General features: G+C 55.3%; 13 protein-coding genes. 3 read left to right on the top strand and 10 right to left on the bottom strand.

The genetic code is table 11. The features are described 5' to 3' along the window. Window positions 1-7 precede the first annotated feature (7 nt). From DEU53_RS10295 to DEU53_RS10280, 4 genes are read right to left on the bottom strand one after another with little or no spacing between them, the layout of a single operon-like run. Window positions 8-844 carry a metal ABC transporter permease gene (locus DEU53_RS10295; RefSeq protein ID WP_110866958.1) on the bottom strand — a complete coding sequence of 279 codons (837 nt, stop codon included), beginning with the start codon at window positions 842-844 and terminating at the stop codon, window positions 8-10. Continuing rightward, window positions 837-1700 carry an iron/manganese ABC transporter permease subunit SitC gene (sitC, locus tag DEU53_RS10290; protein WP_101761431.1) on the bottom strand — a complete coding sequence of 288 codons (864 nt, stop codon included), beginning with the start codon at window positions 1698-1700 and terminating at the stop codon, window positions 837-839. The genes DEU53_RS10295 and sitC overlap by 8 nt, the downstream gene beginning before the upstream one ends. After that, a complete protein-coding gene (locus tag DEU53_RS10285) occupies window positions 1684-2490 on the bottom strand; it encodes a manganese/iron ABC transporter ATP-binding protein (RefSeq protein ID WP_110866957.1) in 807 nt (268 codons plus the stop codon). Before DEU53_RS10285 ends, sitC begins: the two co-directional genes overlap by 17 nt. After that, on the bottom strand, window positions 2487-3389 hold the full coding sequence (locus DEU53_RS10280; protein ID WP_110866956.1) for a metal ABC transporter substrate-binding protein: 903 nt from the start codon (window positions 3387-3389) through the stop codon (window positions 2487-2489). Before DEU53_RS10280 ends, DEU53_RS10285 begins: the two co-directional genes overlap by 4 nt. A 197-nt stretch (window positions 3390-3586) precedes the next feature. On the opposite strand from DEU53_RS10280, the gene DEU53_RS10275 reads away from it, so the two are divergent. Continuing rightward, window positions 3587-4915: an FAD-binding oxidoreductase gene (locus tag DEU53_RS10275; protein ID WP_110866955.1), complete on the top strand. Its 1329-nt coding sequence runs from the start codon at window positions 3587-3589 to the stop codon at window positions 4913-4915. A gap of 38 nt (window positions 4916-4953) precedes the next feature. On the opposite strand, the gene DEU53_RS10270 is transcribed toward DEU53_RS10275, so the two are convergent. Next, window positions 4954-6240, bottom strand: coding sequence for a PAS domain-containing methyl-accepting chemotaxis protein (locus tag DEU53_RS10270; protein ID WP_110866954.1), 1287 nt, complete (start codon window positions 6238-6240; stop codon window positions 4954-4956). Between the two features lie 449 nt (window positions 6241-6689). Between DEU53_RS10270 and DEU53_RS10265 the strand changes: the two genes are divergently transcribed. Both DEU53_RS10265 and DEU53_RS10260 read left to right on the top strand, forming a co-directional pair. Further along, on the top strand, window positions 6690-8669 hold the full coding sequence (locus DEU53_RS10265; protein ID WP_110866953.1) for an autotransporter outer membrane beta-barrel domain-containing protein: 1980 nt from the start codon (window positions 6690-6692) through the stop codon (window positions 8667-8669). 320 nt (window positions 8670-8989) lie between these two features. Then, window positions 8990-10846, top strand: a complete 1857-nt coding sequence (locus tag DEU53_RS10260; protein WP_110866952.1) for a hypothetical protein — start codon at window positions 8990-8992, stop codon at window positions 10844-10846. A gap of 55 nt (window positions 10847-10901) precedes the next feature. On the opposite strand, the gene DEU53_RS10255 is transcribed toward DEU53_RS10260, so the two are convergent. The 5 genes from DEU53_RS10255 to DEU53_RS10235 are packed head-to-tail and all read right to left on the bottom strand — an operon-like array spanning window position 10902 to window position 15831. Then, the gene (locus tag DEU53_RS10255) at window positions 10902-12290 is read right to left on the bottom strand and encodes an FAD-binding oxidoreductase (RefSeq protein WP_110866951.1); all 1389 of its coding nucleotides are present in this window, start codon (window positions 12288-12290) and stop codon (window positions 10902-10904) included. A 54-nt stretch (window positions 12291-12344) separates the two neighbouring features. Next, window positions 12345-13145, bottom strand: coding sequence for an ABC transporter permease (locus DEU53_RS10250; protein ID WP_110866950.1), 801 nt, complete (start codon window positions 13143-13145; stop codon window positions 12345-12347). Further along, the gene (locus DEU53_RS10245; protein WP_110866949.1) at window positions 13142-13975 is read right to left on the bottom strand and encodes an ABC transporter ATP-binding protein; all 834 of its coding nucleotides are present in this window, start codon (window positions 13973-13975) and stop codon (window positions 13142-13144) included. The genes DEU53_RS10250 and DEU53_RS10245 overlap by 4 nt, the downstream gene beginning before the upstream one ends. Next, window positions 13972-14943: an ABC transporter substrate-binding protein gene (locus DEU53_RS10240; RefSeq protein ID WP_110866948.1), complete on the bottom strand. Its 972-nt coding sequence runs from the start codon at window positions 14941-14943 to the stop codon at window positions 13972-13974. The genes DEU53_RS10245 and DEU53_RS10240 overlap by 4 nt, the downstream gene beginning before the upstream one ends. A 9-nt stretch (window positions 14944-14952) precedes the next feature. Beyond that, the gene (locus DEU53_RS10235; protein ID WP_110866947.1) at window positions 14953-15831 is read right to left on the bottom strand and encodes a creatininase family protein; all 879 of its coding nucleotides are present in this window, start codon (window positions 15829-15831) and stop codon (window positions 14953-14955) included. Window positions 15832-15834: the final 3 nt, after the last annotated feature.

The raw sequence follows: 15834 nt of genomic DNA, 5'->3' as shown, positions 1-15834 counted from the left end.
AAAATCATTAGCCATGCACGTGCTGCGTGCGCCGATCCTTCACCGTGACATATAAAAACGCCAGCACGAACAGCGCCGCGTAGATCACCACAATGGTTGGACCCGGCGCGCTATCGAGGAAGAACGAGGCGTACACGCCGCTGAAACCTGTCACCACCGCAATGCCAATCGCCAGCAACATCACCTGCACGAAACGACGTGCCAGCAGCAAAGCGATAGCGCCAGGCGCGATCAGCATGGAAATCGACAAAATCACGCCCACCGATTTCAGCGCAGCGACGATGGTTAACGAGATTAAACACAACAAGCCGTAATGCATCAGTTTGCCGTTGATGCCGCAGGCGCGCGCCTGATTGGGATCGAATGCGTGCAGCAGTAAATCTCGCCATTTGATGCCAATCAACAGGCTAACAATCAGCGCGATAGCCGATGTCTGGATAATATCCGCCAGGCTGATGCCCAACATATCGCCGAACAAGATGTGGTCGAGATGCACTTCGGGCTGCAATTTCAGATACAGCACCAAACCGGCGCCAAACATGCCGGAGAAGACGATGCCCATTACCGTATCGGGTTTGATGCGGCTGTTCTCACTGATGTAGCCGGTAGCGACGGCGCACACCATGCCAGCGACAAACGCGCCGATGGCGTACGGCAAACCAATCAGCCAGGCGATCACCACGCCAGGAAATACCGCGTGGCTCATCGCATCACCGAGCAATGACCAACCTTTCAGCACCAGAAACGCCGACAGCATCGCGCACGGCAGCGACAGTACCAAGGTGGTGATCAGCGCCATGTTCATAAATTCGAACTGGAACGGACTCAACAATAATTCAGCCATTTACGCCGTCCTCCATGGTCTGACGCGCACGGCGTCGCGAAGCCAGTACGCCATGTTTTGGCGCGAAAACAAAGGCTACTAAAAAGACCAGCGTTTGCGCGACCACAATTACGCCGCCGGTCGCGCCATCGAGGAAGTAGCTGCTCCATGCGCCGAGGAAACTGGTGACGCTGCCGATGGTCACGGCGATCAGCAACAGGCGCGGAAAACGATCGGTCAACAGATAGGCGGTGGCGCCGGGCGTCACCACCAGACAAATCACCATAAACGCGCCGACGGTTTGCAGCGCAGCGACGGTGGACGCCGAGAGCAGGGCAAAGAACAGGATCTTCAGTCGCAGCGTATTCAAACCGAGCGAGCGCGCGTGGCTCTCGTCGAAGAAGGTCACCATCAGGTCTTTCCACTTCAGCAGCAGAATGGTCAGGGTGATAAAGCCAATCGCGCCGAGCTGCCAGATATCAGCAGGCGCGACCGACAAAATATTGCCCAGCACAATGGTTTGAATATTCACCGACGTGGGATTGAGTGAAACCAAAAACAGGCCGATGCCGAAAAACGACGAGAAGATCAGGCCGATAATGGCATCTTCTTTTAAGCGTGTGCGCTGATTGAGAAACAGCATGCTGCCCGCCGCCAGCCCGCCGGAGAGAAACGCGCCGAGGGAAAAGGGCAGTCCGAGCATGTACGCGCCCGCCACGCCGGGCACAATTGAGTGCGACAGCGCATCACCGATCAGTGACCAGCCTTTCAGCATCAGGAAGCAGGAGAGAAAGGCGCAAATCGCGCCGACCAGCGCTGCGATCCACATCGCATTCAGCATGTATTGATAGCCAAACGGTTCAATAATCCACGACATGGTTCGCTCCCCGGTCAGGATTTTTGTCTTTCATCAGCTGCATTAACACCGCGTTACGCTCATGCAGCGCGCCATCAAAAGTCTGCGCCAGATTATCGGCGGTGAAAGTGTCATGCAGCAGGCCGCTCGCCAGCACGGTATTTTTTACCAGCACGCAGCGATCGCAGAAATCGGGGATGGCGTTGAGATCGTGAGTGGAAACCAGCATGGTGCGGCCTTCATCGCGCAGCTCTTTTAGCAGGGCGATAATCGCGGCCTCGGTTTTAACGTCCACGCCGGTAAACGGCTCATCCAGCAGGATAATCTGACCACTTTGTGCCAGCGCGCGTGCCAAAAAAACGCGTTTTTTCTGCCCCCCCGACAGCTCGCCAATCTGCCGGTGGCGATAAGCGCTCATGCCCACGCGCTCCAGCGCTTGATCAACGCTAAGTTTATCGGCGGCACGCGGAATACGCAGCATGCCCATATAGCCGTAACGGCCCATCATCACCACATCTTCCACCAGCACCGGGAAGCTCCAGTCCACTTCCTCGGACTGCGGGACATAGGAAACGATGTTGTGTTTGAGGGCCATATTGGCCGGTAAACCCGCTAGCGTTACCGCGCCCGAGGAGAGCGGCACAAATCCCATGATCGCTTTGAACAGTGTGGATTTGCCGGAGCCGTTAACGCCAATCAACGCGGTAATGCTGCCTGCGGGCACGCTGAAAGAGGCTTTACGCAGCGCCGTGTGGCCGTTGCGGTAGGTAACACCCACATTCTCGACGATTAATCCTGCGGCTGGGTTCATTTCTGACTTCCTTCTGTGATGCCTTTCACCACGGTTTCGGTGGTGACGCGCAGCAGATCCAGATAGGTCGGCACCGGGCCATCGCTGTTGCTCAGCGAATCGACGTACAACACGCCACCGTAATGAATGCCGGCTTCACGCGCCACTTGCTGAGCGGGTTTGGCAGAGATGGTGCTTTCACTAAAGATGGCAGGAATTTGATGATCGCGCACCGCATCGATCACCTTACGCACCTGCTGCGGGGTGCCTTGCTGATCGGCGTTAATCGGCCATAAATAGAGCTCTTTCAGACCGAAATCGCGCGCCAGATAAGAGAAGGCACCTTCACTGGTCACCAGCCAGCGTTTATCGGCGGGAAGCTTATCGACAGCGGCACGCATCGGCGCGATGGTTTGCTGAATCTGCGCTTTGTAACGCTCAGCGTTGGCCTGATAAATTGCGGCATTGGCGGGATCGTATTTCTGCAGCGCGTTGCGGATGTTATCGACGTAGATCAGCGCGTTATCCGGCGACATCCATGCATGCGGATTCGGTTTACCGTTATACGGACCTTCAGTAATGCCCATCGGCTCAATGCCTTGCGTTACGGTGACCTGCGGTACATCGTTAAGACGCTGGTAAAACCGGCTGAACCACAGTTCCAGATTAAAGCCGTTTACCAAAATCAGATTAGCGCCCTGCGCGCGACGAATATCGCCTGGCGTGGGTTGGTATTCGTGGATTTCTGCGCCGGTTTTGGTAATCGACGTCACGTCCGCCGCATCGCCCGCGACGTTTTTCGCCATATCGGCGATCACCGTAAAGGTGGTGACCACTTTGAATTTTTCAGCCGCTGACGCGGTAAATGCGCTGAGTGACAACAGAACGGCAATCGCAGGCAAAAGGCGTTGAGTGAACATGATCATCTCCAGAGTAATATAGCCAATGCTATAATATATAGCTGATGCTATCTATATGAGTCATTTTTGTTCACAACGCCAGTGTAAAGACAAAAATTTACGAAAGGGTCAAGTGTCATAAAGACGGAATTAAACGGCATTTCCCCTAAAACATTAAATATGGTTACATCAACAAAAAGCGGACAGGATTTAAGACGATGCGCATCAAAATCAATGCAGTAGCAGACAGTGAACGCTTTCCCGAATCCGTTGATGTGATTGTGATTGGCGGCGGCATCATTGGCACGTCAGTAAGTTACGAACTGGCAAAACAGGGCGTTTCCGTGGCGCTGTTTGAAAAGGGCGTGATCGGCGGCGAGCAATCCGGCCGCAACTGGGGCTGGGTTCGCCAGCAAAACCGCGACCTGTACGAATTGCCGATGGCGATGCGCAGTTTGCAGCGCTGGGACGAGTTGAGCAGTGAAATTGGCCTCGATCTCGGCTTCTCGCGGCAGGGCATTACTTACGGTACGCAGAGCGAAAGCGATCTGGCGCGCTGGGAAGCGTGGGGCAAGCAGGCGCAGCAACTGGGTTTCGTCAGCCATTTGATGACCGCACAAGAGACGCGCGAGCGCATCGGCAACAATGCGCCGTGGATTGGCGGCGTGTGGTCGCCCAGCGATGGTCGCGCAGAGCCGTCGCTGGCAGCACCGGCGATGGCGACTGGCGCGAAAAATCTCGGCGCATCAATCCAGCAAAACTGCGCGGTGCGCGGCCTCGATGTATCTGGCGGACGCGTCACCGGCGTCTGGACCGAGCGCGGCCTGGTGAAAGCTAACCGTGTAATCTGCTGCGGCGGCGCGTGGAGTTCGCGCTTCTGCAAGCAATATGGCATTGAACTGCCGAGCGCCAATATCCTGGGCACCGCGTTCAAAACCACGGCGGCGCCTGAAGTGATCAAAGGCTGTCTCAGCACCGGCGGGTTGTGTATTCGCCGTCGTCAGGATGGCAGCTACACCGTGGCGCTCGCCGGACGCGGGCAGATTGATCTCGCGCCGCAAAATATCCGTTACGCCACCAGGTTCTATGCGATGTATCGCAGCAAGATCGCTAAGAAGCTCAAGGTGCGCATCAACGGCTCGTTCTTCAACGGCCCGGAAGCCGCCGGTTCGTGGTCCAATCAAAGCGAGTCGCCGTTCGAAAAGATCCGCACCCTCGATCCGGCAGCGGATAACGGCATTGTGCAGGAAGCGATGCAGGCGCTGGTGCAGCTCTATCCGGAGTTGAACGGCATTAAGGTGGATTACGCGTGGGGCGGCTGGATTGATACCACGCCGGATTTGGTGCCGGTGATTGATGAGATGACGAGCATACCGGGCTTATTTATCGCCTCCGGCTTCAGCGGCCACGGTTTTGGTATTGGGCCAGGCGCAGGCTTGCTGTGCGCGCAGATGGTCAATAACAAACCGCTGTTCACTGATGTGAAGCCGTACAGCCTGGCGCGGTTCGCCAAAGGTCAGGCGATCCGTGAACCGCAGATGATGTGAGGGTGGGCCGGTGCGCGTTGTTACACACCGGCCGAACATTACACATCCAACCGATGAATCACGTTCACAAACTCATGTACGCCGCTGTTAATTTCTCGCAGGCTGCGTGACAACACGCTGATTTTATCCTGCTCGGTCACCACAAACTGCTTGACCTCATTAAGCTGCTGCTCCATCTGCGCAATCAGGCTGGCGTTGTGTTCCACCACTTGCGTGATCTGCTTCGTCGCGCTGGAGGTGGACGCCGCCAAACGTCGCACTTCGCCCGCCACCACGCTGAATCCGCGTCCTGCTTCACCGGCGCGCGCAGACTCAATTGCCGCATTCAGCGCCAGAATATTGGTTTGCGAGGCAATCAGGTTGATGGTCTCGACCACTTCGCTAATGCTTTTCGCCGAGGCGTTGAGCTCGCCCCCGATCGCCGTTGCTGCATTAACCTGCAGCGCCACCAACCCTGAATTGCGGATGGTTTCGTCCAGCACCTCGTTGGCGTTGTCGGTAATTTGTGACGTTTCTTCTGAGGTCGTCAGCGCGATGTCGGCCACGCGCTTGGCGGCTTCCACGCGCGCGGTGATATCTGAGGCGATTTTGATCACCTTGTACACCTTGCCATCGGCGTCATAAACCGGGTTGTAGCTGGCCTCAAGCCAGATGCGTTCGCCGCCGGCGGTTTTGCGTTCGAAGCGGCCGACAAAGTGCTGGCCTTTGGCCATCTTGCGCCAGAAGTCGGGATTTTCACTATAGAAGTTATCGAAGCAGAACATGCGATGATGCTGCCCCACAACCGCAGCTAGCTCATATCCCATGTGCTTGAGGAAGTTATTGTTGGCCGTGAGGATTTGTCCGTCCGGCGTGAACTCAATCACCGCCATGGAGAGATCCAGCGCGGTGATCACCGCTTCTTTATGCTCCAGCTCCTGATGACGTTCTGTGATATCCGATGCCACCTTGATCACTTTGTAAACCTGGCCTTTGTCATCGCTCACCGGGAAATAGGTGGCGCTGAGATAGAAACGCTGGCCTTGCTTATTGAAGCGCTCAAAAATGCCGGTCACCGATTCGCCAGAAGCCAGCGTTTGCCAGAAGGCAAGATAGCGCGAGGATTGGCTGTGTTGCGGGCTGCAGAAGAGGCGGTGATGCTTCCCCTGAATCTCATTTAACTGATAGCCGGTGGTGGCAAGGAAGAGGTGATTGGCGGTCAGAATCTCGCCGTTAGGCGTAAATTCAATCCATGCCACATGCTGTTTGATCGCATTGATATCTTTAGCCACATCGCCACTTTTATAAAACGGCAAAAAAAGACTCGACTTTTTCACACCAAACATGGGAAGCCTCAGGTGATTATTGTGCTGTTGAACGTAATGCGTGCAGTGCAAAATTGGTCACGCTCAACATGCGTCACCTGAGCTGCCCGCAGATTCCCCTTCGCCGTACACTTAAGTGTCTCTGTGCGCCGCAGCGCCGCACGGGGTATGTAATTAACCTACCTGATGTTTTCGAAATGTACCGTTCAGAGCGTACTCGCACTCCGCAACACTAGTTATCGGCGGCCTTATTTAAAGGTTTAATTTAAATGCATGTAAAAGGGCTGTTAATAAACTTAAGTTTATTTGCCGCTGCAAACTGGCATAACGCCCCCTTCCTGACTAAACAGTTAAACGTCCTTGATATTTTCTTAACGCATTCCTGATGCGATGTTGCGGGTTCGCTTGATGCGCGGACCTTACCTTTTGCCGGTCAGACGCTGCGTCTCTGGCCCATCACGGAGTTGATGATGAACAACCACAAATCTGCGCTTTCTGCCGTCGCCATCGCCACACTCACTGCGTTGTTGACGCCCGCACCTGCGCTGGCATGGGACAGTCTGACCGTGTTTGGCGATAGCCTGAGTGATAGCGGCAATGTGGGCCGCTTTACCTTCGACGGTGCACAACATCCTTTATATGATGAGATTCTTGCCGCGCATTTGGGGGAGGATTTACAGCGCTCAACGTTAGGCGGCAGCAATTATGCGCAGGGTGGCGCAGTTTCGGTACCCAAGCTCGATCCTGATTTAAACACCCAGGACCAACTGGCGGGTTATCTCGCTTCAACCGGCGGTCGCGCGGATAGCAACGGTTTGTATATTCATTGGGTCGGTGCCAATGACATCGCCGTTGCCGTCACCAATCCCTTAACCGCCAGTGAAACCATCAGCAACAGCGCCAATCAATCGGTTGCGCAAATCAAAACCTTGCTGGATGCCGGCGCGGGCGCGGTGATTGTGCCCACCGTGCCGCAGCTCGGCTCAACGCCCTATATGATCCAAACGGTGCTGCGCGTGCTGGGAAGTGAAGCCACACCGGCAATGGTGGCAGCGTTTCAGTCACTGGATGGCGTGACCACGCCAGATAAAGCCGCGCGACAGCAAGCGGTGCAGGATGCCTTCACGCAAGCGGCAGGCGAAGTTTCGTCGGTTCCAGCGGTGCGTGACGCACTAGCGCAACAGCTTTATAACGCATGGCAGGAGCTGAGCGAGCAGGTCACGGCGCTCTCCGACGGTTATAATCAGCAGGAAGAAGCGGGGCTGGCGACCTTGAATGGCAATATTGTGCGCGTGGATATCGCCGGGCTGTTCGATGAAGTGATCGCCAATCCAACCCAATATGGCTTAACCAACACCATCGGCATCGCTTGTCCGATTGGCACCTCAGCGGATGAGTGTCAATCCAGCACGCCGGGCTTCTCCACGGCGCAGGATTATCTGTTTGCCGATCGTCTGCACCCGAGCCCAGCGGTGCATGCGATGATCGCCGATTACATCCAGTCGATTCTTGATGCGCCAGCGCAGGTGGCGGCGTTATCACAATCGCCACTGATGATGGCGCGGGATACGCAAAACACGCTGGATGGACATTTGCAGCAGCAGCGTCAACAGCCCGCCAGCGCCGGAAAGTTCACGGTATTTGGCGGCTATGCCGGGCAACATGTCGATTATCAGGGCGACAGCTGGAGCGACGGAAATGCCAACACCACCAACTTAACGCTGGGTATCGGCTATCAGATCACCGACAACTGGCAAACGGGTGTGCTGTTCTCCAACACCAATCAGCGCCAGGAACCTTCGTCGAACTACGACTATAAACTGCGCGGCAATCTGGTGGCGCTTTATAGCCAGCTGACGGTGTTCGATCAGGGCTGGATTAACGCCGATCTGCATTATGCCGATCTCGATTTCGACAGCATCGAGCGTGATATCCACATCGGCCCGGCCAAACGTACCGAGCAGGGTAGCACCAGCGGTAAATTGCTCGGCATGCGCGTGCAGACTGGCTGGACGCTGCCGATTACTGAAAATCTCAGCACCGGGCCGGTTGCCAGTTACGCGCTGGATTACGGTCGCGTCGGCGGCTATAGCGAGAACAGCGACAGCAGTACCGCAATGCGCTACTCCGATCAAACCACCCATTCACAGATTGGCTCAGTGGGTTGGCGCATCGACAGCAAACAGTGGGTGGTTAATCCCTGGGCACAGGTGAGCTACAACCATCAGTTTGGCGATACCGATTCCACGGTGCGTGCCGGGTTGAAATCAACGCGTACTTCGTTTGAACGCAGCGTTGAGGCGCGCGATAAAAACTGGCTGGATCTGTCGCTGGGTGCCAACGTGCCGCTCGGCGAAACGGTGAATGCGTTTGCCGGGGTTTCAACCGTCGGTGGGAATAGCGATTACCATCAGGTGACCTGGAATGTCGGTGTGAACGCCACGTTCTAAGCATGCAGGCCAGTAACTGTTAGTTGCTGGCCTGTTAATTTATAACGATCACAAATGCTTTCTCTGCTTAGCAATCAACCTTGTAATTCCGCGTAACCTCTCCTGTTTCGTGCCATGTAAATAAAGAAGTTGTCTGCGATTAATCTGTAAATCGCCTCGCTGCCGCTACGCTTTTTTCCATTAATCATATTGTTGTCTGGCCATGCAAAAATCACATAAGTCAAATGCCCCAGTTAGCGTGGTACGCATCAACACATTAATTTTCAGTTACTTATACTCGATGGTGCAGTTACTTTCTCTTAATAGTTAAGGGGTACACCATGGCGAATGCGTCCAGCAATACGAATACCACACCACAAAATACTGTCACGGCGGCGGCACCGGTTATTCAGGTCATAGATATCGAACAGCTCAAAGCCACCGAACCTACCACCGGCGGTGAACTCGCTACGGTGCTGGAATATAAGCGCGGAACTAAAGCTGGCGGCGGCGTATTTGTTTATGACGCAACAGATACCACATCGCCAGACGATGGTGGGTTGGTGATTGTGACAGCGGGAAAGAAACGCTGGAAAAGGGTGATACTGGATTATAACTCGGTCACCGTGCTGGATTTTGGCGCGGTGCCTGACGGGAAAACCGACTGCATCGAGGCGGTAAAACGTATGTTTAACTGGTCGCAGCGCGTGCTGCCATCAGCAGGGATACGTTTTACTGCGGGCGAATTTAGTATGTCGACGTTTGATATCTCAGATAAAGAAATTAACCGTTTTAAGGTGACCGGTGCGGCGGTCAATTTCGGTTATTTTCCAACAACGACGTTGTTTTTCGACTGGGATACCAAACCTCGTGGTCAACATTTCTTTAAAGTGCAGGCACGCTATGCCGAAATTTCTGGGCTGGTTGTGAAAGGCAAGAGTTCGGACAGCGGTGGTGATGGCGGCACGGCGTTCAATAATGTCGGTTTCTATGCCAACACCATTATCGGCGGCCAGTTCTTGCGCGTCAGCAGTATGGAATTCCGCTATTTGGGCGGACGTGCGCTTGATCTTATCGATACGCTGGATTGTAAAATCGACCAGTTCTATTCCCGTGGTTGTCAGGACAGCATTGTTTATGCTCGTTGGTCCGATCGCCAACAAGGCGCGTGGGATCACTCTACGGCAATTGAGCTGTCGAATTTTAACTTACAAGGCAGCACGAAGAAGCCAGTATTGGATCTTCCGCGCTGTACGCAATCCTTTATTCGCAACGGCTGGATTGAACACTCCGAATTCGCCGGTGATCTCTCCAATGGCCAGTGGGTGATTGAGGGATTAGCCATTGAATCCACCGATAACCCATTAAAACTGGGTTATTGCCGCGCCACTATTATTCAAAAAAGTATTCATAACCAAAGTGCCGGATTCGATTACAGTACCGAAGGTATTGAGCCGTGGACGCTTATCGGTGAAGGCGATCGTGGCGTACTGGAGATGTCGGATTGGGGAATCGTTGCGCAAGGTTCATTGAGCTATGACTATATCTCCTCGCAGTATCACATGGATAATCAGGGGAAGGAGGCTGAACAGTGGTTTTATGTCGGGGAATTCGCCTTCTCTAATGCCAACTCGCAAATACATGTGCGAATTATTGGCACCGCACAATTCCTCTCACAAAGTGAAACCCAAACTGACTTTAGTAGCCGTACGCCGGAAGGCGTGGCAAATATCTATCTGCAGGCAAGAAATGGTGCAGATTCTATTGGCAGCTGGTACGGCGAGGGTTCCAGTCCGGTGACCAAAGTGCATATTTCGGGTAATGGTGCCCGAACCAAACTCTATGTGAAAATTGCGGGCTTTACCGCCTATTCCATTGCGCTAGTCGATACCAATGGCAAAGACCGATACCAGGCTGGAAATTGCTTTATTTTCCGTAAAAGCTTCACGGCCTGTAGCGCCGAAGAGAGCACCAGACTGAATGCGGAGAAAGTTGTTGCCTTTGAACAGCACTGGATTGGAAATAAACAAGTTGGCTTTGGGTACAACGACAATAAAGAGTTGTTATTGCATGGTCCGGTGTTCGAAAAGAGCGTGCAAAATCCCGATGGATCATGGAGAACGCGTCGTTTCTTAAAAGTTCGAGTCAATGGAACGGAGCGCAGTATTGAATTGCACAGTGCTACCGATCCCTATTAATTTTATCGGGCCAGCAATCGAGGTTGCTGGCTCGACAATAATAAAATCTACGTGGTTAATTGACGCCAGGGATATGCACATCCGGTAACGTATCGCGTACTTCCCAGCCGCGCAATTTGCCGGGATTTAATAAATTATGGGGATCACAGGCGCGTTTCATCGCCACCACATCAGCACGCACCATGCCCTGTTTGCCATCTTCAATATGAATTACATGTGGATTATTAATTTTCACGCCATTCGTGCGGTAAATAGCCATAATCGCGTTGAGGCGATCTTCGTCCTGATAACGCACCAACGGTAAACCGCTACAGGTAATGCTGCCGTTCATATCGCGTAAGAATTCAATGTGCGACATCACCTCATCGGATAATTGCGCTTCCAGCGTTAGCGCCTGCTGCAAATAGTTATCCGTCGCGTAAGCAGTTTGCAGGTAAGTTAGCGTCTTATTGATTTTCAGCGCCTGCAGCGTGGTGTGATTCCAGCAATATTCAATCAGCGAATGCCCGCTATTTTCTCCTGCGGCAAAATGCAGCGCATTGCGGCCCGCATGCTGGCTCAGCAGCGCAGGTAACAGCCCGTCGCTTTCGCTGCCCACCACGGAAATCACCCCATGTTTGCCCGCCACATCGGCATCGGCCAGATCGCTGAAGTAATCAAGCACCGGCGCGGCGAACACGGCGATTTGGCGCTTCACCATGCCTGGCGAACGGGCCAGCGCATCAGCAAAGGCCATCGCCGTAGGGAAGTCGTTGAAAGTGTCGAGACGTTCGATCCAGTCGTGGCGCGGTGCCAGCGCCAGTTCAATCTCCAGCACGATGCCATTGCTGCCGTACGCGTGATGCAGCAGCAGCGCATCCGGCGCTTGCAGGGTGATAATGCGCGGCGTCTCTTCCATGGTCATCAGGCGCACCGACAACACATTGCCTGGCGCGGCCAGCGGACCGTAATTAATCGAACCTACGCCGCCAAATCCGCCGCCAAACAGGCCGCCGAGCGTCGCCAGTTTCCAGGTGGAGGGCATGCAGCGCAGCTCCCAGCCGAGTGGGCGGGTATGCGCTTCGAGATCGCCAAGGCGAATGCCCGCCTGCGCACGCACCGTGCCGTTGCCGACAGCCGTGACGGCGTTGAGGCGCGTCATATCAACCATCAAGCCGCCATGCAGCGGAATCAGCTGACCGTAATTGCCGGTGCCGCCGCCGCGCAAATTGAGTGGCACGCGCTGTTTGGCGCAGGCTGCCACGATCAGGGCCAGCTCCTGCTCATCACGCGGACGCACCGCCAATTCGGCAAACTTCGCTTCCAGCTGCGGTTTCAAGACCGGGCTGAACCAGTGGAAATCGCGCGACAGACGTTTGACCTTCGGCGCTTCTTTGATCCAGTCGAGTTCAGGCAACGCCGCGACCAGCGCCGCCAGTGCAGACTGGCGATCGGAATCAGACATGTTTATTTCCTGTGTGAAAAGGGTTATTGCGCCGCTACGGCGCATGCGTGTTTCTTAACTGGGGCTCAATTCACTCTCATGCCATGCTGCCAGCACGCGGCGCGTTAGCCACGACATCAGCGCGAAAAGCAGGAAGCCTGCCAGTGAAATCAGCAGCAGCGCGGCAAACATCAGCGGGATATTGAGCTGATAACCGGCCTGCAAAATCTGGTACGCCAGCCCGGTATCGGTGCCGCCGGTGCCAGCGACAAACTCTGCCACCACCGCGCCAATCAGCGACAAGCCGCTGGAGATGCGCAGCGCGCCGAAGAAGTACGGCAGCGCCGAAGGAATACGCAGGCGCAGCAGAATCTGCATGCGTGACGCATGATTAAGGCGGAAATAGCTCAGCAATCCTGGCGACACGCTACGCAGACCTTGCGTGGTATTGGAAATTATTGGAAACACCGCCATTAAGGTGGCGCACACCACCAGCGATAGCATGGTGTCTTTCACCCAGATGATGATCAGCGGCGCGATAGCGACAATCGGCGTCACCTGCAAGAACACGATATAGGGAAAAAGGGCGGTCTCAATAAAACGATTTTGCACCAGCAGAAACGCCACAATCGAACCAATCACAATCGCCACCGCAAAGGAAATCACGGTGATTTTCAGGGTGTAGAGCAATGACATAAACAGCGTCGGGAAGTTCTGCACCAGACTTTGCGCCACCACTAGCGGCGACGGCACCAGAAACACCGGCACTTTGAAGGTGGTGACCAGAAACTGCCACAACAGCAGCATGGCGACCGCGACGATGGCGGGGAACAGCCACTGCTGAAATTGCCGATGGCTTGCTAACGGTTTCATCATTGACTCTCCTTGCTCGCCGCCAGCAGGCCGCGTTGCAGCTGTTGCGCATAATGCGTGAAATCCTGACTGACGCGGAACTCATCGTCGCGCGGCAACGTGGTTTCAATGCGGATGTCATCTACCACGCGCCCGGGGCGCGCCGCCATCATAATCACCCGCTGCGACAGAAATACCGCTTCCTGAATCGAGTGAGTGACAAACACCACCGTTAGCTTCTGCTCCTGCCACAAATCCAGCAGATCGCTGTCCAGCTTGTTGCGGGTGATCTCGTCCAGCGCGCCAAACGGCTCATCCATCAGCAGCACTTTCGGGCGCGTGACCAGACCGCGCGCTATCGACACGCGCATCTGCATGCCGCCGGAAAGCTCGCGCGGCAATACGTGACCAAACTGGCCGAGACCGACCAGCTCGAGGATTTCGCGCACGCGGGTGTCCGCTTCGGCACGCGGCACGCCTGCCAAATCGAGCGGCAGACGCACGTTTTTGTGCACGTTGCTCCACGGCATCAGCGTCGCTTCCTGAAACACAAACGACAGCGGCAGATCGCGCTGATTTTCCCGCCGATCGCGGCGAAACAGCATTAACTTGCCATCGGTGGGTTCAATCAGCCCGGCGATCATCTTTAGCAAGGTACTTTTGCCGCAGCCGGACGGGCCGAGCAGCGAGACAAATTCGCCCTGACGAATAGTGAGATCGACCGGCAGCAGTGCGCGCGTACCGTTGGGATAAATTTTCTCCGCTGACAGCACCTCAATAGCCGGTGGCGCCGTAGAACGCGGCACCGCTTGCGCATCGGGATGCAGCAGCGTCAAATGGCTGGCGCTATTCATGGCAGAACCTTGACGTCTTGGATGAATTTCAGCGTGTAGCTGCCGTCAAACGGTACTTTGGCAGCATCGATCAGCTTGGTATCGACCAGCAGCTGCCAGGTTTGCTTGAGGCGCGCTTCGGTCATGATGCCGATGCCGCCGGTTTGCGCATCGCCGCCGGTCAGCATCTGGTATTTCTTCATCTGCGCAATGCCGAAAGCGATCTGTTCATCGCTCATCTGCGGGTTCTCTTTCTTGATCAGCACGTTGCCAGCGGCAGGATCCTGCAGATAGTTTTTCCAGCCCTGCATCGACGCCTTCACAAACGCCGCCACTGCAGCCGGCCGTTTCTCGATGGTCGATTTCATGCACACGATGCTGTTGCCGTACGGCGGATAACCCCAATCGCTGATCGGGTAAACATTGGCCTGCGCATTGGCTTTTTGCACTGCAAACGGTTCGGAGGTGATATAGCCTTGCTGCACCAGATTTTTATCGGCAAGGAACGGCTGAATGCTGAAGGTGTAAGGACGCACGCGGGCATTTTTCAGCTTCAGCGCGCTCTGCGCCCACGGCCAATATGAGGTGTAGGCTTCCGCCGCCAGCAGGAAGGTTTTGCCCTGCAAATCGGCCTGGTTTTTCACATCCGGATGGGTGAGAAAGGCAATTGCCGAGTGCTGGAAGGTGGTGGCAACCGGCATCGCCTGCACGCCTTGCTGCCAGATTTCCAGCGCCTGCATGTTATCGCTGATGATGCAGTCGGCCTGACCGGCCGCCATCAGCTGCATGGTATGCACCTGCGGACCGCCCATCTTGATGGTGACATCAAGGCCGGCATCGCGATACAGATTCTGCGCCAGCGCCTGATAGAAGCCGCCGTGTTCGGCCTGCGCATACCAGTTGGTCATAAAGGTGAATTTCTCCGCCGCCATGCTCGGGGCCGAGAGTGCCAGCGCAAGCGCGGCAACAGTGCTCAATGTCTTTTTCATCATTATTCCCTAGCGAGGTGGTAAAAAGGCGGCTGCGTCGTGGTGATCTAATACTTTGCCTTGCCAATGGCCGGTGCCCCACGCCGGTTCGGCGCGGGTTACCCATGTCATCTGGTGCACTTCGGTAATCACCTGCGCCCAGCTTTCTGCCAGTGAATCGAGAATGGCTGCACCTTGCTCGGGCGTGGAGGGCAAAGGATCGCCAATCACGCCGCTCGGGCCGAAATCGTAGGAGGCCCACGCCGCCATCGGTTTGTTGGTCGAAAGCGTCGGGCAGGGGAATGCCGGCGGATAATTAGCCACCGCTTTATCCATCTGCACGGTATCGGGCGCCAGCGCCAGCATCAGCGCGGTTTCGGCATGTCCCGCGTGCATCGCCATCTGCCGCTCTTTGTCGTCCATAAAGCTTTCCGCGCAGTTCGGCACTTTAAAGGTGTCTTGCATGATGATGATCATGTCGCCGTGGCGCAGACGCAGCTCGCGCGCCGCCATCTGCAACGGCTGCGGCTGGCCGCCGTGACCGTTAACCATCAGGAACTTGCGGAAACCGGCGCGATAGAGTGATTCGCCAATCTCCAGAATAGTGTGCAGCAGGGTTTCGCCGGTCAGCGTTAGTGTGCCGGGAAAATGCAGATGCTCATCCGATTTGCCATATGTGATCGGCGGAATGGCGTAAGCCGGGATTTCCGCCGGTAAGCGCGCCAGCGCATAGCCGACCACGCCGGAGGCGATCACGCTATCCACCGCACACGGCAAGTGCGGGCCGTGCTGCTCAATCGCGCCGGTCGGCAACACGATCACGGTGTTGGCTTTATTTTCCAGCGTGGCGATGTCGGTCCAGCTCAGGTACGGCAAAAAGCGGTTTGCCGGAATATAACCATGCAACATTTC

It is taken from the genome of Pantoea sp. AG1095, assembly GCF_003208415.1.
Taxonomy (GTDB): domain Bacteria; phylum Pseudomonadota; class Gammaproteobacteria; order Enterobacterales; family Enterobacteriaceae; genus Pantoea; species Pantoea leporis.
The sequence above is the reverse complement of the archived record's forward strand: the minus strand, read 5'-3'. Positions and strand labels throughout refer to the sequence as shown.